Annotated in this window: 15 protein-coding genes; 6 read left to right on the top strand and 9 right to left on the bottom strand. The window is 68.0% G+C overall.

Features of this window, described 5'->3' with window-relative positions; translation table 11 throughout:
• Positions 1-33: 33 nt before the first annotated feature.
• Positions 34-1,116: a FecCD family ABC transporter permease gene (locus tag ACFQ7F_RS16375; protein WP_383270872.1), complete on the bottom strand. Its 1,083-nt coding sequence runs from the start codon at positions 1,114-1,116 to the stop codon at positions 34-36.
• A gap of 181 nt (positions 1,117-1,297) precedes the next feature.
• Here ACFQ7F_RS16375 and ACFQ7F_RS16370 point away from each other — a divergent pair, with 181 nt between their 5' ends.
• Entirely contained in the window at positions 1,298-1,882 is a 585-nt protein-coding gene (locus ACFQ7F_RS16370; protein WP_383270870.1) for an MSMEG_1061 family FMN-dependent PPOX-type flavoprotein, read from the top strand.
• A 23-nt stretch (positions 1,883-1,905) separates the two neighbouring features.
• Here the strand turns inward: ACFQ7F_RS16370 and ACFQ7F_RS16365 are convergent, their stop codons facing one another.
• Both ACFQ7F_RS16365 and ACFQ7F_RS16360 read right to left on the bottom strand, forming a co-directional pair.
• Positions 1,906-2,313, bottom strand: coding sequence for a peptidase inhibitor family I36 protein (locus ACFQ7F_RS16365; protein ID WP_383270869.1), 408 nt, complete (start codon positions 2,311-2,313; stop codon positions 1,906-1,908).
• A 215-nt stretch (positions 2,314-2,528) separates the two neighbouring features.
• Entirely contained in the window at positions 2,529-5,576 is a 3,048-nt protein-coding gene (locus ACFQ7F_RS16360) for a family 16 glycoside hydrolase (RefSeq protein WP_383270867.1), read from the bottom strand.
• A 404-nt stretch (positions 5,577-5,980) separates the two neighbouring features.
• Between ACFQ7F_RS16360 and ACFQ7F_RS16355 the strand changes: the two genes are divergently transcribed.
• The gene (locus tag ACFQ7F_RS16355; RefSeq protein WP_383270865.1) at positions 5,981-7,159 is read left to right on the top strand and encodes a helix-turn-helix domain-containing protein; all 1,179 of its coding nucleotides are present in this window, start codon (positions 5,981-5,983) and stop codon (positions 7,157-7,159) included.
• 10 nt (positions 7,160-7,169) lie between these two features.
• Here ACFQ7F_RS16355 and ACFQ7F_RS16350 read toward each other — a convergent pair whose 3' ends face one another.
• From ACFQ7F_RS16350 to ACFQ7F_RS16335, 4 genes are all read right to left on the bottom strand, one after another.
• Positions 7,170-8,405, bottom strand: coding sequence for a DUF6545 domain-containing protein (locus ACFQ7F_RS16350; protein ID WP_383270864.1), 1,236 nt, complete (start codon positions 8,403-8,405; stop codon positions 7,170-7,172).
• Complete coding sequence (locus ACFQ7F_RS16345) at positions 8,405-8,908, bottom strand: hypothetical protein (protein WP_383270862.1); 504 nt, start codon at positions 8,906-8,908, stop codon at positions 8,405-8,407. The genes ACFQ7F_RS16350 and ACFQ7F_RS16345 overlap by 1 nt, the downstream gene beginning before the upstream one ends.
• A gap of 343 nt (positions 8,909-9,251) precedes the next feature.
• Complete coding sequence (locus tag ACFQ7F_RS16340) at positions 9,252-10,475, bottom strand: cytochrome P450 (RefSeq protein ID WP_383270860.1); 1,224 nt, start codon at positions 10,473-10,475, stop codon at positions 9,252-9,254.
• Complete coding sequence (locus tag ACFQ7F_RS16335) at positions 10,465-11,775, bottom strand: hypothetical protein (protein WP_383270859.1); 1,311 nt, start codon at positions 11,773-11,775, stop codon at positions 10,465-10,467. Before ACFQ7F_RS16335 ends, ACFQ7F_RS16340 begins: the two co-directional genes overlap by 11 nt.
• A 202-nt stretch (positions 11,776-11,977) precedes the next feature.
• On the opposite strand from ACFQ7F_RS16335, the gene ACFQ7F_RS16330 reads away from it, so the two are divergent.
• Together ACFQ7F_RS16330 and ACFQ7F_RS16325 are read left to right on the top strand one after the other, a co-directional pair.
• Entirely contained in the window at positions 11,978-12,706 is a 729-nt protein-coding gene (locus ACFQ7F_RS16330) for a hypothetical protein (protein WP_383270858.1), read from the top strand.
• Positions 12,707-12,929: 223 nt separating this feature from the next.
• Positions 12,930-14,210, top strand: coding sequence for a hypothetical protein (locus ACFQ7F_RS16325; protein ID WP_383270857.1), 1,281 nt, complete (start codon positions 12,930-12,932; stop codon positions 14,208-14,210).
• Between the two features lie 21 nt (positions 14,211-14,231).
• Here the strand turns inward: ACFQ7F_RS16325 and ACFQ7F_RS16320 are convergent, their stop codons facing one another.
• Positions 14,232-15,401 carry an acyltransferase family protein gene (locus ACFQ7F_RS16320; RefSeq protein ID WP_383270856.1) on the bottom strand — a complete coding sequence of 390 codons (1,170 nt, stop codon included), beginning with the start codon at positions 15,399-15,401 and terminating at the stop codon, positions 14,232-14,234.
• A 339-nt stretch (positions 15,402-15,740) separates the two neighbouring features.
• On the opposite strand from ACFQ7F_RS16320, the gene ACFQ7F_RS16315 reads away from it, so the two are divergent.
• Positions 15,741-17,024, top strand: coding sequence for an MFS transporter (locus ACFQ7F_RS16315; RefSeq protein ID WP_383270855.1), 1,284 nt, complete (start codon positions 15,741-15,743; stop codon positions 17,022-17,024).
• Between the two features lie 188 nt (positions 17,025-17,212).
• Positions 17,213-18,469: a glycosyltransferase gene (locus ACFQ7F_RS16310; RefSeq protein WP_383270912.1), complete on the top strand. Its 1,257-nt coding sequence runs from the start codon at positions 17,213-17,215 to the stop codon at positions 18,467-18,469.
• Between the two features lie 147 nt (positions 18,470-18,616).
• Here the strand turns inward: ACFQ7F_RS16310 and ACFQ7F_RS16305 are convergent, their stop codons facing one another.
• Positions 18,617-20,149: an FAD-dependent monooxygenase gene (locus ACFQ7F_RS16305; protein WP_383270854.1), complete on the bottom strand. Its 1,533-nt coding sequence runs from the start codon at positions 20,147-20,149 to the stop codon at positions 18,617-18,619.
• Between the last annotated feature and the right edge of the window lie 28 nt (positions 20,150-20,177).

Below are 20,177 nucleotides of genomic sequence, written 5' to 3'. Positions count from 1 at the left end.
TCCACGCGCTCGCCCACTACTCCCACGCCCCGCTCACAGTTCGGACAGCTTCCGGCGGCGCACGAGGAGCACGAACGGAATCGCACCGATCGCGGCGGTCACGATGCCCGCCTGCACCTCTGAGGGCGGGGCGATCACCCGTCCCACGATGTCCGCGGTCAGCAGCAGCGCCGGGGCGATCAACGCGCTGTACGGCAGGACCCATCGGTAGTCGGGCCCTGTGAACAACCGGGCGGCATGCGGGACGATGAGCCCGAGGAAAGCGATCGGCCCTGCGACGACCGTCGCGGCACCGCAGAGCAGCACCACGGCCACCGCGCAGGCGGCACGCGCCAGGCCGATGCGCTGGCCAAGGCCGCGCGCGAGGTCGTCGCCCAGGGACAGGGCGTTCAGGCGCGGTCCGAGGAGCAGTGCGAGGACGGTGCCGACGGCGATGAACGGCAGGGCCTGCCACAGCACGGGGGCGTCGCGCCCGGTGAGTGAGCCGACCTGCCAGAAGCGGTACTGGTCGTACGACTTCGAGTCGGTGAGCAGCATCGACGTGGTGAGGGAGAGCAGCGCCGCACCGGTCGCCGCCCCGGCGAGGGCCAGCTTGATGGGCGTGGCGCCCTCCCGGCCCATGGAACTGATGCCGAACACGACGAGGGAGGCGACGAGGGCGCCGAGGAAGCCGAACCAGATGTAGTGACCGGGATCGGACATGCCAAGAATGCTGATCGCGAAGACGACGGCGGCGGAGGCGCCGGAGTTGACGCCGAGGACGCCCGGATCGGCGAGGGGATTGCGGGCCACGCCCTGCATCACCGTGCCGGCCAGGCCGAGCGCGACACCGGCGAGCAGCCCGGCCGCAGTACGCGGGATCCGCACTTCCTGCAAGATCAACTGACCCTTGTCGGACAGATCCGGGTCGAAGATGCCGGGCAGCAGATCACCGGCGCCCACATCACCGGAACCGACCATCAAGCTGGCCCACATGATGAGAAGGAGGAACGCCACCAGCAGGACGAGTCCGGCGCCGAGGGCGGGGGCGCCACGAGCGCCGCGGGGTGCTGCGGGGGTCGTTGCCCCCGTGCTCCTACTGCTGCCCGAGGAGCCGACAGTGGCTGCTGCCTTCATGACCGTCACCTTCGGGGCACACACCCTGTGCGGCTGCTCCCAGCCATGAATCAATTGCTCCTTGTTCAGGCAGGGGCGCACTCACCTGCCATTTTTTGCTCCAGTAAGGTGAGCCTAACATTACTTAATCGCCAGTCTGTTCGCCTTCTTGCCTGTTCGCCGACCTGTGAGGTTCCTCCCCGTGCCCGACGCCGCGATACCCGCAACCGCCCCGTCCCCCGGCGGCAGTGCCACGGCGCCGCACGCCTGGCAAGAGCTCCGCTCGGGCGAAGAGCTGACGGAGCTGCTGGGCGCGCCGCACCCGATCGTCATCGACAAGGTGCACGACGAGCTGACTTCGCAAGACCTGGGGATCCTGGCCCGTTCCCCGTTCTGCCTCCTCTCCACATCGGACGCGGAAGGCAACTGCGACACCTCCCCGCGAGGCGACGCGCCTGGCTTTATTCACATCCTCGACGCGCGCACCGTCGCCCTGCCCGACCGCCCCGGCAACCGGCGCGGCGACAGCTTCCGCAACATCCTGGAGAACCCGCACGTGGGACTGCTCCACCTCGTGCCGGGCAGCGCCGACATCCTGCGCATCAACGGCAGGGCGCGGATCCTGACGGACGCTCCGTTCTTCGACTTGATGACCGTGAAGGAGAAGCGCCCCCGCCTGGCGATCGTCGTCGAGATAGACGAGATCTATCTGCACTGCTCACAGTCACTGCGGCGCGCCGGGATCTGGCAGCCGGAGACCTGGGCACAGGACGCGCCCAGGCCCTGAGCGCGACCGGTGTCGAGCCTCGTTCAGCCGTTCTCGTCGGGCGGTGTGCCGCAGCTGGGACCGCCCGGGCCGTCGAATTGCACCGAGCTCAAGAAGTCCCGGTAGGTGGGGAAGAAGTTTCCCTTTCCGGTCGGGCCCGAAGAGGTCACGACCGTACAGCCCGTGTAGTTCGCGTCGGACCAGAGGTAGATGGTCGAGGGAGTCCGGTTCCAGTCCGACTTGGCCCGGTCGGCCATGCCGAGGGCCGCGAGATCCGGGGTGCTTCCCTTGAGCGTGATCATGTCGCCGGTTCCGTCGAGGCCCGAGAACATGCAGTAGGAACCATCGGGACACCGGTCGTATCCGTCGGCCGCGTGGGCCGTGGAGAGCGGCGCCATGGTGGCGGCCGCGGCTGCCACCGACACCAGGAGCACGGAGAGCTGCTTTCTCATTGCGGTTGCCTTGCGCATAGTTGTCCGCCTTAGTTTTCAGGGCCCGTAAGCTCTCGGGGCCGTAAGCGCGTGAGGCCCGCGCACCGCCACAGCGGTGCGCGGGCTGTTGTCACGTCAGGCTCGTTGCCCTGTTCGGTGATCGGCTATCCCTCGCGTCCCCCGCAGGTGTGACACATGCAGCAGGTGTGACACCTGCGGGCGAGACGCCTGGGCGATCAGTCCACGGGCTCGATCCATACGTTGCGGAAGCGGACCTTGTTGCCATGGTCCTGGAGCCGGATGGCGCCCGCCGCCGCGGATTCGGGATCGCCCGCTCCGGTCTGGCCGTCGACGGCGACGTTGTCGTGGACCTTCTTGCCGTTCCACACCACGCTGATCCTCGCGTCCGCGGTCTTCTTTCCGTCCGCGTCGAATCGGGCGGCGCGGAAGACGATGTCGTACGTCTGCCACGTCTCCGGCGCGGTCGAGGCGTTCAGATCGGCGGCCTTCTTGGTGTAGATGGCGCCGGCCTCGTTCGCGGCGAGTTTCTCCACGCCGTACGAGTCCAGTATCTGCACCTCGTACCGTTCCTGGAGATAGATCCCGCTGTTTCCGCGATCCTGCCCGGTGACGTCGTCAGGCAGCTTCGGCACACGGAACTCGGCGTGCAGCTTGAAGTCGCCGAAGGCCTGTTTGGTGCGGATGTCCCCGCAGCACACCTCGATCGACTTGTCGGCCGTGTGCGGCCATTCGACGCTGCGGCCGTCGGTGTGCTGCCAGGCGGTGGAGGTACTGCCGCCGGAGAACAGGTCGATGCGGCCGCCCGGCTCGCGCACCTCGATCATGTCGAGATTGACGTGCCCGGTGTCCTCGGGCCGGTAGGAGTAAGTGATGGTGTTGCGGCCTTTGTGCAGGGCCAGTTGCTCGGTCTTGGTCGACCAGCGCTTCCACGTCTCGGTCGACGGGAGCTTCGTCTGGCGTGCCTGCCCGCCGTTCACGCTGACGCCGAGGGTCTTGGTGCCGGCGGAGGGGTTGGGGCCGTTGGAGTAGCGCAGGCCCACGGTGTAGGTGCCCTTGGCCGGGGCCTGGACGTCGAAGGTGGCGGTGGCGCCCGGGTCCTTGAAGCTGTCGACGAAGCCGCCACCGGTGTAGCCCGCGTGCTCGGTGTCGATGTCCGCGCCGCCGGAGAGCCGCGCCGACTCGGCGTCGTACGACGTGACCGGCTCGTCGTGGCCGGGGCGCGCGTTGAGCGTGTACCAGGCCTCGGTGGACCACAGTTGCTCGTCGTCGGCCGAGGAGAACGGGCGCGGTGAGCGTACGTGCACCACCCGGTCGCTCTTGAGCCCGGGGATGGTCAGCTGGACGGTGCGGCGGTCGCCGGAGACGCTGGCCCCGGTGACGGGCAGGGTCTCCTCGTCGATCTTGGGGCCGCCGTAGGCGGGGGTGGGGGCGTAGCGCCACTGCTCGACGGAGTAGGCGCCGCTGGTCAGCTTCTCGATGGTCTTGTCCGACAGCGGCTTGGTGTAGGTGAGTTTGAAGCCGTCGCGGGTGGCACGCATGGTCTTGATGTCGAAGGCGGTCTTGCCGTTCGGGGTGAGCTTCTGCAGGCCGAAGCGGAGTTTGCCCTCCTGGCCCCAGTTGCCGTCCGCACCGAGCCCGCCCGTGTAGATCGCCCCGTCAGGACCGGTGGAGATGCGGGTGATGCCGGACTCGAGGCCCTGGGTGTGCCGGAAGACCGCGCCCTGGAACTCGCCGTCGACCTTCTCCAGGTCGGCGCGCTGCAGCCCGCCGTAGGTGACGTCGCCGAACATCAACTGTCCGGCGAAGGTCCCCTTCTTCACGGTCATGGGGGTGCTGGGGGAGTTGGCTATCTCGTTCTGCGGCAGCCACAGCACCGGCTTGGTGACAGCGTTGTCGTCGTACGGGCCTTCGGGGTTCGTGTAGTGGTTGAAGAACCGGTCCTGCTTGACGTGCACGAGCTTCGACGCGGGCAGCCAGCCGCCCTGGTTGTCGGTGACGAAGAGCTCGTTGTCCGGGCCGCGGCCGATGCCGTTGGGGGTGCGCAGACCGCCGGCCAGGTAACTGACCTTCCCGCTCGCCTTGTTCACCTTGATCGTGGTGCCACGGTTGGCGGCGGGCTGCGGATCGGTCGTCGCGCCGCCGTAGTTGATGGCGACGGACAGGTTCAGATAGAAGTTCCCCTTCTCGTAGAGCAGCCCGAAGGCGAACTCGTGGAAGTTGCCGCCGTAGGGCCACTCGGCGATCTTCCGGGTCTCACTCGCGTCGTTGTCGCCGTCGATGTCGGCGAGCTCGGTCAGCTGGTGCTTCTGAGAGACATACAGCTTCCCGTCCACGTACTTGATGCCCATCGGCTCCTTGAGCCCGTCGGCGATCTTCTTGTACGTGACCTTGTCGGGGCCGGTGTCGCCGGTGACGTTGTCCAGGACGTACGCCTCGCCCTTGGTCTCCTCGCTGCCGCCCCAGGTGGTCACCGCGAGCCGGCCGTCAGGCAGCCAGTCCATCGCGGACACCTGCGGTTCAAATCCCTTGGGCCGCAGGTCGGTCAGCTTGTAGCCGGGGTTGACCGAGGTCAGGGGGAGGCCGTCGCCGGGGGTGTCGTAGCTGCCCTCGCACTCCTTGCGGCCCGGCGCGGTGACCCGCACGACGCCCGCGTCGGTGCTGAGCACGGAGTTGGGTACGAGGGTGAAGGCGTCGGAACCCGGCGGCTTCCACTGCAGGGTGACCTGCTGGTCGTTGCCGCGGTCGAAGTGGTCGATGCGCAGCGGGTGGTAGCCCGGGGCGAGGGTGATCTCACCGTCCTTGGGCTCGGCGCCGTGCAGTCCGTCGTGGTCGATGACCTTCTTGTCGCCGATGAAGAGGCGGGAGCCGTCGTCGCTGATCAGACGGAAGGTGTACGCCCCGTCGTCGGGCACGTTGATGTTGCCGATGATCTGCGACACGAAGTTGTCGGTGAACCCGAAGCCTTCGGTGGAGGACCAGTCGACGGTGGGGATCAGCTTGTCGACGTTGGGGGTCTGGGCGGGCTTGAGGTCGCAGAGCTTGCTGAGCGGGGACTGGATGTCGAACACCCGCAGCGTGACGCCGGGTTCCTGCGGCGGCAGGTCGGCGAAAGGCTTCTCGTCGGCGCCGGCGCCCGGCGCGGTGAGCCCGCCGGCGAGCAGCAGCCCGAGGAGTATCCCGGTGGTTCTGCCGGCTCTGCGTGGTCTCAGACGCGTGCGTCGGCGGATGCGGCGTGGGTGTGTCGTGTGCTCGTGTGGCTTCACTCTGTCTCCTGCTGGGCGCTGTGAAGCGGCCCGGGCCGCCTCGGCCCGCGTCCGCGGAGTGGAGTTCATGCACATACCGGTGGTGCGGGCTGCGGCTTTCGGCCGCGCCTGACGCAGACTTCCGTACGAGAGCGACGCCCAGCGTACGAAGCCGGCCTCACAGCGTCCATACTTTGTCCTCAATAAGGAAAAACTGGCGCGGAGTTGATGCGGCGGCAGCGTGGTCGGCGCGGGAGATGTTTGATCAGCCGGAACCGTGAATGAGCCTCTCGGCGTCTGGGCCTCGGAAGATGGCTGATCCCCACGGGGGCGGGGGAGTGGGGGACGCCGGAACGGTCGTATGGGCTCTGACCAGGGGAACGGCACCGCCCTGGAACATACAGAGGGAATGGGGCAGGTGGGGAATGGCGTCGCTCGCGGAGCTTCTTCGGGAGCTCAAGGAGCGGTCCGGGCTCAGTTATGGAGTACTGGCCAAGAGGCTTCACATGAGTACGTCCACGTTGCACCGGTACTGCAACGGGAATGCGGTGCCCGCCGAGTTCGCGCCGGTGGAGAGGCTCGCCCGGCTCTGCAAGGCGAGCCCGGAGGAGCTGGTCGAGGTCCACCGGCGATGGATCCTGGCGGACGCGGATCGAGGGCGGAAGGCGGAGCTCGCGGCTTCCAGCGCCCCGGAGCCCGAGCCGGAGCCCGATTCCGATTCCGATTCCGAGCCTGCGACGGGGGCAGGCCCGGCCCGCGCCACCGCCTCGACGTCGCTGTCCCCCTCGCGCTCGCGGTCGTCTTCGCACAGGCGGCGGACCCTCGTCCTCGCCGCTGCCTTCGCCGCGGTCGTCGGGATCGGCTCCCTCGCTCTCGCCGTGAACGGCAGCGGTGACGGTGACCAGCACGAGCAGAGCCTCGGCTCCACCGCCCCGGCGGACCCGAGCGCCTCGCCGTCCGACCGGCCCGGCAAGGCCAGGCCCGATGGTGCGCGCGGCGAGGACTCCGGCACGCCGCTGACGGCGCGCACCAGGCCGTACGCCTACAAAGACGACTGCATGCAGGAGTTCCTGGTGAACCGCAGGCCCGACGAGGTGCCGGAGCGGCCCACGGCGCAGGACGCGCCCGGCTGGGTCGGCGACCTCGGTGCCGTCTCGGCCCGCAACCAGTACATCGAGGTCACCGTGCAGGGCATGGGGAAGGACACCGTCGTCCTGCAGGGCATGAACGTCCGCGTGCAGAGCAGTGGCGCGCCCCTGGCCTGGAACAACTTCCAGATGGGATCCGGCTGCGGCGGCAAGGCGGACACCAAGGCCTTCACTGTCGACCTCGACGCCGCGACGCCGAGTGTCACGCAGAAGGACGACCGGCGCGACTTCCCGTACAAGGTCAGCGAGAACGATTCCGAGGTCTTCTACATCGCGGCCAATGCCGACCTGCACGATGTGCGCTGGTACCTGGAACTGGAGTGGTCGAGCGGCAAGCGGCACGACGTGCTGCGCATCGATGACCAGGGCAAGCCGTTCCGCACCAGCGGCCGGGAGGGACGCCCCTCGTACAGCTGGTGGGGCGAGTGGGAGAGAGAGCTGCAGGAGGACGGGTGAGCTTCCCGCATCACGGTGTCGCTTCCGCTCGGCGGCTGGAGGGGGCGGCGGCTTCAAGGACGAGCGGGAGGTTCAAGTGGCGTGCCACCAGGACGAGATGGGCCCGCTCCTCATCCTCCGGGACTCTGCCACCGGGCATGGCCGTCAGGCGTGTGCGGTCCGGCAGACGCGCCAGGCCTTGGCGGTGCGCGTGGGCTGCATGCAGGACTACGGCGGCCGCCTGGGCCGCGACAAGGTCGAAGTAGACGGGTAGGTCCGCCTCCTGGTCGGCCAGGCCGGCCACCGCCTCAGCCGGTGCGCTGCTCCACCACGGACTGAGGACTCGCTCACCCTCGCGGATCTCAGCGAGCCGACGGAGCAGATCCACCTGGGTGTTCCGCCACCAGAACAGGGGCTGCGGAGCGAGGACGAGCTGCCCGTTGGCATCGCGCAACTGCGTCGCCACTTTCCACAACTGTTCCATCGTCCGGAAGTCCCGGCGCTCCGCGCGGCGGGAGCTGAACACCAGCCGGGCAAGCGCGAAACTGGCGGCCACGCCGCTGGCGATGGTGGCCAGCCATGCTCCCTCGGCGAGGAAATCCCAGCGGTGCGTTCCCGTGCCGACGGCCGAGATCACCGCGGTGAGGGTGAGCGCGATGTTGGCGATGTCCAGGGCGACGGCCGTCGCGAACGCCCGCAGGCTCTGCTGCAGGGCTTGATCGAGGTCGGGGCGCCCCGGCATGACGACGCCACGGCACTGCCGCATGGTGACCAACGCGGTGGCGACGATGCCGACCGAGTAGACGACCTGGAAGGCCACGACCTGCCAGGTGTTCGCGTAGGCCGCGGCGTACCGAAGAGGGCGGGCAGGGCCCCGCACGTCGGCCCAGACGTAGAAGACGGTCATCAGGAGCACGGCGATGCCGTACACCGGGGCCCAGGTCGCGATCGTGCGTCGCAGAACTGCCGGCTCTTTGCGTGCCGGGTGCCAGAGCTGGGTCATCAGGTGGGCATGGCCGATGCACAGCAAGGTGGCGGAGTTGACGATGAGCGCCGGAAGGTTCGAGGAGCCTGCGGCCGCGCCCACGGCCCGGTAGACGGCGGGAGTGCAGAGCAGGAAGATCACGCCGCAGTGGATCAGTACCGAGGCCGTCAGTTTGAGAGTGAGATCCGGATTGCCCCGGGCGGCATGCGCTTTGACGAACCCCAAGGTCAGGGAGAATCCCGCGATGGCCAGGTTGACCGTGGCGAGGATCAGCTGCCACATCAGCGAAACCGCCGGTTGGCGAAGGCGGAAGTGAGCGACCCCGCATCCCCGCCCCGCCCTGTCAGCTGCAACGCGGCGACCGTCCCGAACGCCTCGGCGCGCCACTCCACCTTGCGCTCGAATGTCGTACGGAAGAAGGCGGGGCGGCTCATCACTTCGTCCACAAGGCCCTGCGGCAGGGAGGAAACCTCACTCTCCAGGGCGTCAGGCCCAAGGAAGTGGTGCCCGCTGACGCAGTCGTCGCCGCCCTCGTACAGGTGGAAGAGCTCATGGCCGAGGATGAAGCGCGCGTGATGCGGCGACGTGTTGGTGGTGATGATGAGACGGTCTGCCTCCTCGCCCGGCAGACACATGCCCGTCGCCTGTGGGCTGAGGGGGAGCGGGACTATCTCGATGGGGCGGCCCCGCTTCTCTCCGACGGCGCCGACCAGGTCCATCAGACCGGCGCCTGCGGGCAGTCCGAGCTCCTTGTGGATGATGCGAGCGGCGCGCCGTTCTTCCATGCTCCAGGCGAGGCGTTCGCGAAGGACCGTCGATACCCGCCCAGGGACCAGGCGCCTGTCGCTTCGCCGCTCAGACTCCGGGGTGCCGGTGGCATGCAGGGGTCAGCCCTCCCAACGTGTCGCGCGCCGGGTGTCGGCTGCCCGGCGTGCGACGGTCATCTGGAGAGACATGGGTATTGAAGGTGCAGGTGGCGCCCTGCTTCACGCTCCCCGTTCGTGACAGGCCGTGTCCGATGGCCTGCGCGGGGACACTACCAGCCGGTCAACTGTGGGTTCGAGGGGCATAGTTCGCACGGCATTCTGTGGTGATACGCCCTGTCGGAGATGCTCATGGCACCGTCGGCTACACGCCTGTTCGGCTCCGCAGCACGACAGGAAGCCTCTGGGCCGCGTTGGACGAGTACGACGGGACCGGCTCAAGATCACCGGCCAGATCCACGTCGAACCGGTCGAAGAGCGCCTGAAGCGCGGTCGTGGCCATCATCCGTGCCAGCGGTGCCCCGATGCAGTAGTGGACGCCGTGGGAGAAGCCGAGATGCTGCGCCGCGGCCTCCCGCAGGATGTCGAACTCGTCGGCGTCGGAGCCGAACTGCCGGGAGTCGCGGCCGGTGGCAGCCACATGGATCACCACGGCCTCACCGGCTTTGATCTCTACGCCCGACAGGTCTACGTCCTTCGCGGCGTAGTAGAACATCACGGTGCGCACCGGGCTGTCGCGGCGCAGTGTCTCGTTCACGACGGCGGGCCATGCGCTCACCTCGCGTGCGCGGGCGAGCTGTTCGGGGTGGCCGACCAGGTTCACCACCGCGTTCCCGATCAGGTTGGCGGTGGTCTCATGGCCCGCGAAGAGGAACAGGAGCAGGGTTTCCACCAGCTCCTTCTCGCTGAGACTGCCCTGTCCGTCGCTGTGGGCCGCGATGAGCGCCGAGGTCAGATCGTCATCGGGCGCGGCAGTCTTCGCCGTGATCAGCTCACTGATCACGGACAAGAGCCCCGCACCGGCTGCCTCCACCTGCGACGGCGTACGCCGACTGTCGTGCAGCGCTGCGAAGTCCTCGGCCAGTTGCTCGCTCCTGGCCGGATCGAGCCCGAACAGACGGCAGATGAGGGTCATCGGCAGCGGCAGGGCGAAGGACTCCCGCAGGTCCACGGGACCGCGCTCGGCTGCCAGGCCGCTGATCAGGCCCCGCACGGTCTCCTCGACGTAGGGCCGTAGCTCCTCGATCCGGCGCGGCGTGAACGCCTTGCCCACCAGGCTCCGCAGTCGAGTGTGGTCCGTCCCGTCGGCGTTCAGCATGCCCGCGAGCGTGATCAACTTCAGCAGGCCCCAGTCGGCGGGGACTTCACCGTCGGAGTAGGCCCTCCAATGTGACGGGCTCTTGCGGAAATCAGGGTGGGTGAGGACAGTGCGCGCGGTGGCGTAGTCCCCGGTTCCCCACACCTCCACCCCGCCGTCGAGTACGACCCGCACCAGCGGGCCCTGGTTCCGGAGGCCGTGGCCTTCCGGTACGACGAGATCGCGCGGGTCGAGCAGGAGGGCTTGAGGCGGCGTCAGGTCAAGCGTCAAGGGGATCCTCCGAAGCTGAGCGAGCGGTCGGGGTGAACTGGACGGGCAGAGACTCCAGGGCGTTCACGATGACCGACGGGCGCCGCCGCAAGGTGGCCTCGTCGGCAAGGCGTACGTCGGGCAGCCGCTGCAGCAACAGGTCGACGGACACCTCCGCGATCGCCTGCGCCAGGTCGGGGAAGGGGCACTCGTGCGGGCCCGCGCCGAACGACATGTTCGCCTCGCTGTCGGCGCGATCGGCGGCCGACCCCATGCACGGATCGAGATTGACGGCAGCCAGGTCGAGCACGAGCATGTCGCCGGCCGCGACGTCCGTTCCGCCGAGCGGGGTCGACCGCGTGGACCAACGGCCGATGACCCGCTGCAGCGGAGGCTGCTCCCACAGCGTGGCCCGCATGCTCCCCTGGATGTCGGCGAGGCCGTGGTTCAGGTCGTCGCGCATCCGCGCGTCGCTCACCTGCCGTTCGAGGCCGTTGCTGATCCAGTTGCCCATGGCCCCCATGGCGGAGGCGAGCGTGAGCCAGACCTGCTCACGGATCTCCGTATTGCTGCGCGCGATCTCTTCCTCGGTCCGGGCGCCGTCCTCTTCGATCAGCCAGGCGATCGCGTCGGCGCCGAGCTCCTGGCGACGGTAGGCGATATGGGCCTCAAGAATGTCCATGATCTGCTGGTTGGCCCGCTGGGCTTCCTCCCCGCCGTCCAGCAGGGCGGGGAGGGCCGTGACGAGCTGCTGCGCCGCCTGTTCCGAGAGCCCGAAAATACGCATGAGGACCATCAGGGGCAGCTGTGCGGCGTAGTCGGCGACCAGGTTGGCGCGCCCGGTCTCGCAGAACTGGTCGATCAGACGGTTCCCACGGTCACGGGTGTAGCGGCGCACCGTGCCGAGACGGGTCCTGCCCAGACTGCGGGTGAGGGCCCCGCGCAGCCGTGTATGCCGCTCCCCGGTGGCGAACAACGCGTTGGGGCGCTCCTGTGTGTGCAGCGCGAGCGACCAGTCACCGGGTATCGGAGCGCGGGGCCGCCAGTGCTGCGAACTGCGGCTGTAGAGCACGTCCTGGCGCATCACCGTCTTCGCTTCCTGGTAGCCGATGACCAGCCAGGCGAAGACCCCGTCCAGGGTGACGGGGACGACGCCGCCGTACTCGGCCCGGGCCTTGTGATACATCTCCCGCGGATCCGGGTGAGTGTCGATCTCCGCCACCGACAGTGCCGCGCCATGGGCGGGGCAGCCGGCGGGGGCTAAGGAGGCAGGGGCTAAGGAGGTGGTGGCACCGGCCAGAAAATCGGGATATGAAGTCATGGCACCCATTCCGTCGAGAACGCCGCAGCGTACGGCCGCAGGCGCAACCTGGATGCGGCCCTGATAGGGGCTGCGATCTTCCTGCACTCGGTGAGAGGGTGTCAACAATCGGGGAAGTATGCGTAGGTGGGTGCGCTGAGAGCGCTACGCCCATGGCTATCCTCGGATCGCCCATCCTTCCGTGGCCCTTGGAGACCTACAGGTGAACGCAGACGACGCAGGCCCCAGAGGGGGTGACATCGACCGACTGCTGGCTGACGCCTACGCGAACGCCCACCAGGAAGGGATGCGGAGGGAGCAGCTCCTGAGGTACGTCATCAACTGTCTCCTGGACGATGTCGATGGCTACGCAAGGCGGTTGGAGGTAAGCCGGGAGAGTCTCCTGCCTCCCCGGCACGTCTCCTTCATGACGGGGATTTCCCCTGCGCGCGCACAGGAACTGCTCGACGGCGCACCTCTCACCGAGGAGGAGCCCAAGGCGGTCGAGGCGCGGGAAGGTTTCCGCCTCGACCTGCTCTTGCCACGTCTGACCTTCCTCAGGGAGACACGCCCCAACCCGGCGACGCAGAAGACGTACACGGATGTCGCCATCGCTGCCCAGACCGGCCTCACGCGGCAAACGGTCTGGAATGTGTTCAACGGCAAGCGCAAGCCGCGGCACGACATGGTCGGCACCCTGGAAAGTTTCTTCCGGGCCCCTCTCGGCTTCTGCTACCGCAGCGAGGGCGAGGCACTCGCCGAACTCCTGCGGCGCATGGTCCAGGTCGACCTGCCCAAGCTGGCAACGGAGTTGGCACTCAAGCGGCTCGGGGCCGAGGGTCTCGCGCTGCGCAGCGCAGGCGATATCGACGTTCTGCGGGACATCCTTCCGGCCCTCGACATGCTGGCTGCGCAACGCCGGGCGTCGGCGGGGCCGTCCGGCGACGAATGAGCCGGCGGCGCTGCTCCTGGCGTACGTACCGCGACGTACGTACGTAGCGCACCGTGCCGGGCAGGCCTCGACGATCGTCAGCGATTTCCCCAATTGTTGACAGCGTGCTCGGCGTGCATAAGGATCTACCCGACGCTGGCGTCGGTCGACCTGTCGACTCCGCCCTCGAAGCCTTCGACATGGCCATGGCCGCCCCTTCTCGCCGAAAAGGAGCACGTCCGTCATGGCCCTCCAGCCGGTCGCGCCCGCTGCCCTTCAGACCGGTTCGCTCCCCGACCACGTGGCCGTGGTCGTGGCGCCCTACGGCGATGACGGCGCGTACGCCGGTGAGTTCACCGCCCGCGGCTGGCCCAGCGTGGCGGTCGAGCTGGCCCCCGAGGCCCTCCCGCCGGAGCTCGCGACCTCCGTGGTCAGCGGGGAGTACCGCCACCGGATCGTGCACACCGGTTCCGTGGGCGAGACCGCTGAGTTACTGGCGCCTCACCGGGTGGGTGCGGTGGTCGCCGGCAGCTCACTCGGCGTCGACCTCGCCGACCAGCTGGCGAAGCGGCTTCGGCGCACGGGCAACGATCCCTCCAGTTCGCTGCTGCGCCACGACATCGGGCTCCAGGCCGAGATGCTGGAGGCCGCGGGCGTGGCGGCCCCGCGTGGCATCCGTACGAAGAGCCTGGCGGCCGCACTCGACTGGGCCGCGTTCCATGACCTGCCCGAATATGTCGTCGCCGCGGCAGACACGGCGCTCGATGCTCCCGTCTGGCGCTGCCGGTCCGGCTACGACCTCGCCCTGGCCTGGCGCGCGCTGCGCCGGACAACCCACCAGCAGTGCCCCGGTCCGAACTTGGTCCTCCAAGAACACCTGTCCGGCACCGTCTACCACCTGGACACCGTCACCGGGCGCGGCCCGTACGACACGGTGGAGCACCGCGTCACCCGCATCTGGGCCGAGACCCAAACCCCCGCCGGACTGCATGACCGGTCGGACCTGGTCGATCCGCGCGGCCTTGTGCCCCGGCTGCTGACCCTCTACATGCTGCGGGTCCTGGACATCCTCCAAGTGACCACGGGCGTACTGCGCAGCCGACTCGTACTCGTGGACGGGCAGGGCCCGGTCCTGGTGCGCGCCGAGCCGGTGCCGCCGATGGATGCCGCCGACCTCGTCCTGCGCGAACTGACCGGGAACAACTTCGTGCAGGACGCGGTGCGGGCCGCGTTACCCGACCGCCCCCACGCCCCGACCGGTGACTCGCCCCGGCCGCACGTCGCACGCGTCTCCCTGATCGCTCCGCAGGACGCAGTGCTCGACCGGGAGTTACTGCGCACGATCAGCACGCTGCCCACTGTCAGGCAAACGGTGGGCGACTTGCGCCCCGGAGCCCGGGTGCGGCGCACCGTGGACCGGTCCAGCTCCCCGGGAGAGCTGGTCCTGGCCGCCGACAGCCGTGCGGACGTCGACAGAGACCACCGGGCCATCAGGGCAGCCGAGCGCCGGGGCCTTTACCGGTGAGCGGGCGCAGAGGACTTCCGGCTACCTGGGCGATACGAGTGCGGCCTTGGGGGCAGGGGGATGCGCCGCGGCCTTGGGGCGGTCTGTGAGGAGGTAGGCGCGACGCCATCCGAGGAAAGGCCGTTCGATGCCATGGAACGTGACGACGGCTGCAACCAATGTGATGGGAAGGACTGCCGCCGTCGCAGTGATGAAGGCATCCACCACCGGGCGCCCGGTCAGCTCGATCCACCAGCGGTGGGAGATGATCACCGTGACGACCATGTAGTGGAGCAGATAGACGGAGAAGCTCATCTCTCCGACTTTGGCGACAGCCCTCGACACGAGCCCCGTTGAGGTGAAGGTGGCCACGTAGGTCAGCACCACCAGGGACCAAAGGGTTCCTTCGACGTCGACCCAGAGCAGACGTGTGGCGTGCCCTTCGTGGAAGGAGTGGGTCTGGTTGAAGGCCCAGACCGCGCCGGTGACCAAGGCGGTGGCGATGCCGACCTTCAGCAGTCCCTGGAACCGTTCCCGATGGTGCACGAAGAACCAGGCGGCCACCATGCCCATCAGGAATTGGTCGATTCTGCCGGCGAGACTGTAATAGAGCATCGAGTTCACGTTGATGCTGCCGTCGGCCGAAGCCCACACCAGCGTTCGGATCACGGCAACGGCGGCCAGAACCTTGAGCAGAGCCAGCGGGCCGTGCTTGGTGAGGAGCCTGCTGAACAGCGGGAACAGCAGATAGAACTGCAACTCGACCGCGATGGCCCACCACATGCTCGACACGGCCCCCAGGTTGAGGGACCCGGGCAGGTTGCCGAGACCGGCCAGGGACTGGAGCACGGACAGCAGGCCTGCACCCTCCTTGTGCGCGCCGACCCCCAGGATGATCAGCGCAATGTAGAGCGGGAAGATCCGCAGAACCCGATTGCCCAGGAACCGGCCGTAGTGAACGTCCTTGCCCAGGGTGCCGATGGTGAAGATGAATCCGGACAGAACCATGAAGAGGGCCACCCCGGTATGGCCCTCCAGCACCATGGTGGCCAGCGGATTCTCCGTATACAGCCAGCCGTGCGGGTCACTGTTCGGGATCTCCCTGAGATACGGAGAGATCATCAGTGTTCCGTGACAGAGGAGCACCAGCACGGCAGCGTAGGCACGCAAGTGATCCACGGACACGAGGTACTGCCGATTGCTGCTGCGCATGAATGGTCCCCGGCCTCTCATCACCCACGTCACGACGGCCTCGCGACGGCGAACGGATCAGAGACGACAGCACCATGCGCGGCAGTCGTGACAGTACATATGCGTGAGTTCCCGTCTGCTTGTCGGAAGATTTCACTCGTGCGAGGGACGCCTGCGATATGAAAATGGCGCCAATTGCATCTGGGCAATCGACTGTCGGTACTCACCGACGCTTACCCGTGCGACACGAACGCCGACGCCCGGCTGACGCAGCCATATGGAGTTGAGGGCCTCCAACATCGCTGGTACAAACGAGGGCTGGCCATCAGGTGGCCGGGCGGGACGAGGGCGGTGCGTGGTGTGGCACGGGCAACGACAGGCGACGGCACGGGGCACAGCGGCTTGAGGCGCTGGCCGCTCTTGGCGGCGGTGGCGGTCGACTCGCTGGGCACGGGCCTGTATCTCCCGCTGTCGATGCTGTACTTCCTGCGGGTCACCGACCTGGACCTGGCCGCGATCGGTGTGCTCGTCAGCGTAGGTACCGCGCTGACCCTGCCGGTGCCGTTGCTCGTCGGGCGGTTGGTCGACCGGGTCGGGCCGCGTCTGGTGGTCGCCGGCGGGCAGGCCGTACAGGGGCTCGGTTTCCTGCTCTACCTGGCGGTCTCCGGCGTGAGTTCGCTGGTCACCGCCGTCCTGGTGACTTCGATCGGCCTGCGGGTCTACTGGTCATCGGTCTTCACGCTCATCGCCGACCAGGCGGACGCCGAGCACGCAGGCGCCATGGACCACTGGTTCGCCCGGACCGGGATGTTCCGGGAGGCGGGCGCCGGCGGTGGGGCGCTGCTCGCGGGAGCGGTGCTCGCCGTCGACTCCACGCGCGTGTACGACGGGCTGATCCTCGCCAGCGCGCTGGCCTTCTTCGCCGCCGCGCTGGTGGTCGTCCTCGCGGTGCCCTCCGTCCCACACGCACCGCCCCCGGCCGAGGGCCACTTCGGCTACCGGGCACTGCTGCGGGATCGGCCCTACCTCGCGCTGATCGGAACCTGCACGATCTTCGCCCTGTGCAGCTCGTTCCTGGCCCTGTCGCTGCCCGTCTACGTCGTCCAGGGCCTGTCAGGACCAAGCTGGGCGCCGGGCCCCCTCCTGGCCCTGAACACACTGCTGCTGGCCACCTGCACGGCTGCCCTGACCCGCTTCGTGCGACGCCACTGCACCCGCGCCCGCGCCATGGCGTGGGCCGGCGGCCTGTGGGCCCTGTGGTGCGCCGCTTCCGCAGCGGCGGCCCTGCTGCCGTCCCGGGCGCTGGTGCCGTTCCTGGTGGCCGTGGTGGTGTGCTACACCCTCGCGGAAATGACTTATGGGCCCGCGTCGAACGCGCTCGCCGCGGACGCGGCGCCACCCGGTTCGCGGGGTACTTACCTGGCGGCGTTCCAGTACTCCTTCGCGTGCGCGAACATCATCGCGCCCACCCTGTTCGGTCTGCTCTTCAGCCACGGCCGCCTGCTGCCCTGGCTCGCCGTGGGCCTGCTCTCCGCTTTGGGCGCAGTGCTGATGCTGCACCTGGAACACCGACTGCCGAAGGAAAGCCGAACATCCCGGCACGAAATCGACACCCCGAACAAGGCGCCGGAAAGCGCAGCTTGAAAGGGACGGCTCTTATCTGATCTACAGAGTCTGTCAACGGTTCGACCGCTCACGTACAAACTCGCCAAACTCGCAACCTTCAGTCGATCTTCTCGTTGGGACGGTGAGTGGCCCCGATTTCGCAGCGTCTGTTGTATTGGGCCTCGGCGACTATCCGCATGGACTGCGGCTACTGGAGCGTCGGCACCTTGCACATCTCATTTCTGATCCATAATTCATTTGGTTTCGGTGGCACGATCCGTGCCACTACCAACCTCGCCAATGCCCTCGTCGAGCAGCATGACGTGGAGATCGTGTCGGTCTACCGCCACAGGGATTCACCCGCGTTTCCCGTTCATCCTCACATCCGGCTTCGGCATCTCGTGGACCTGAGGAAGGGAACACCTGGGTATGAGGGGGACCTGCCTGAATCCCGGAGGCCCGCTGCTGTCTTTCCCAGAAACGAGACGCAATACCCGCACTACAGCAGACTGACCGATCAGCGAATTGCCCAGTACTTGAGCACTTTGACGAGCGACGTCATTGTGGGAACTCGACCAGGCCTGAACGCGCATATCTGCCTGCAGGCCAAGCGGGGTCCGCTGCGCGTGGGGCAGGAGCACCTGACCTTCCGCAATCACGCGCGATCGCTACGGCTTTCCCTGCGCCGCCTGTATCCGCAGCTGGACATGCTGACGACCACGACCTTGGCTGATGCGAACACCTATCGCAGGCGCATGATGCTTCCGGGAGTACGCATCGAAGCATTCCCCAACCCTGTCCCGGCGCCGCGAAGCGCCCCGTCGGGCGACAGGGAGAAAGTAGTGGTCGCCGCAGGGAGACTCGTCCCGTCAAAACGGTACGACCTCCTCATCCGGGCATTCGACAGAGTGCGCTCCGTGCGTCCTGACTGGAGTCTTCGCATCTTCGGCCCGGGGATCGCGGGAGGCCACGGACTGCAACTCCAGCGGCTCATCGAGGAACGGGGCATGGAAAAGCACGCGTTTCTGATGGGCGCGGTTGCACCCCTGGAATCCGAGTGGCTCAAAGCGGGGTTGGCCGCAAGTGCCTCCGACCACGAGTCGTTCGGCATGACGATCGTCGAAGCGATGCGGTGCGGCGTGCCCGTTGTCTCCACCGACTGCCCACTGGGACCGAGAGAAATTATCTCCGACGGAGTTGACGGGCGCCTTGTTCCCATGGGCAATGAGAAGGCCCTTGCCCAAAACCTACTGGAGCTCATCAACAGCGATGAGCTCCGCCAGCGGATGGCTGAGGCGGCACGAGCCGCCTCAGCGCGATACGAGCCGGCACTCGTCGCGGACCGCTTCGCCGATACCTGCGCGCAACTGACTGGGCGGCACGGCCCGAGCGGGACTCTGAGAACTGTCCTTCACCAAACCCGGGGCTCAGTGATCGGAGCGGCCTACGGAATCAAGGACGCCGTCAAGCAGAGACTCAACTGACACGCGGGGTCACGCAGTTGCCGGGCCGTGGCGTGCGGCGATCTCCTCGGAGCCGGTCCATCGGGCGGTGCGCCCACGTCGGTGCCGAACGGGCTGTTCGTCCCCGCGTGAGTGGCGGGGAGCGCGCTGATCTGGGCGTGGAGCTTGTTAGTTCTGCGGGCTGGCGAACCAGTGGGCGGCGGCCTGCTCGAACGTTTCGAGGTCCAAGGTCTCTCCACTTGCCCAGGCCACGACGCCGTCGGGGCGCACGAGCACGGCACTGAACCCGAGGTCGTTGTGCGCCGGGCCGGCCGCGTACTGGATGCGGTCCTGCCAGTCCTTCCAGTCCTTGGCCGCACGCTGCAGCGCGTGGTCGGCGCGGAAGTCGAGCAGGACGCCTTGGCCCTGGCGCAACAGGTCGCCGAGGCAGGTGCCGTCCTCGAAGCGGAAGTCGGGGGAGCTGCTGCCGACGAGCGGGTGGGCGCTGCCCAGGTCGTAGCGGTTGAACAGTCCCGTCGTCCTTCGGTAGGCGAAGGTCGTTCCGTCGGTGGTGCTCAGCAGTTCGTGGACCAGGCGCCGCAGCGCGGGGGCGTTGGGGCCCGGCTTCATGGTCGCCACCTGGGCGCGTGACCAGTCGAGCACCGAGGCGCCCACGGGGTGGCGCTCACTGGTGTAGGTGTCGAGCAGGCCCTCGGGTGCGGTGCCGTGCACGGTCGCCGCGAGCTTCCAGCCGAGGTTGGCGGCATCACCGATGCCGAGGTTGAGTCCCTGGCCGCCGAGGGGGGAGTGGATGTGCGCGGCATCCCCGGCGAGCAGCACGCGCCCCTTGCGGTAGGTCGTCGCCTGCATCGCACGGTCGGTGAAACTCGACGCCAGATGCACATCGGTCAGCGTCACGTCGGTCCCGGTGATGCGGCGCAGGACCTCCTGGAGGTGCTCACGCGTCAGCGGCTTGGAACGGTCGAACGAGCCGCCGTCGAAGTCCATCATGCCCAGGTGCCCCTCGAGGGGCGTGCGGAGGTACATGCCGTTCGGCGTCAGGTTGAAGCCGAACGACAGCTGCCCGGGGTCGGCGAAGGTGACCTTGGCGACGTAGCCGGTGAACAGCGGATCCGTGCCGACGAAGTCGAAGCCCGTGAGGCCGCGCACCGTGCTGCGCCCGCCGTCGCACCCCACCAGGTAACGCGCCTGGTACTCCTGTCCGCCGGCCGTAACGGTGACGGACTCGTCGTCCTGCGTGACCGCCGTGACGGGCACGCCACGCAGGATCTCCACGCCGAGCGCGGTGGCGCGTTCGGTCATGACCGAGCCGACCGCTTCGAGGCTGGTCATGAAGCCTTCCATCGCCGGGCTGGGCAGCCTGAAGGGGAGGGCGGTCACGTCGATGCCGGCCGCGTCCAGGCCCATGCCCGCGAAGTGGCTCACATCGCGGGGATCCGGCGCCTCGACTGCGTCTGGGGCCGCGCCGACCTTCGCTGCGTCGGTGCCAGAGGCGCTGATCACTGCTTCGAGCAGGCCGCGGCGGTGGAACATCTCGGCCGACCCGGCGCTCAGGCCGCGCAATCCCAGCGGGAGCGCCTTCCACGGCGAGGTGGCCTCCTCGCCTCCCTCCAGGACCAGGACGGAACAGCCGCCCAGGGCGAGCTCAGTTGCCAGAAACAGGCCGACCGGTCCGCCGCCTGCAATCACTACGTCACGCATGGGAGATTCCTTTCTGAAACGCACGCCG

Source organism: Streptomyces sp. NPDC056486, assembly GCF_042795295.1.
GTDB lineage: Bacteria > Actinomycetota > Actinomycetes > Streptomycetales > Streptomycetaceae > Streptomyces.
Note: the sequence above shows the minus strand (reverse complement) of the source record. Positions and strands in the feature narration are given on the sequence as shown.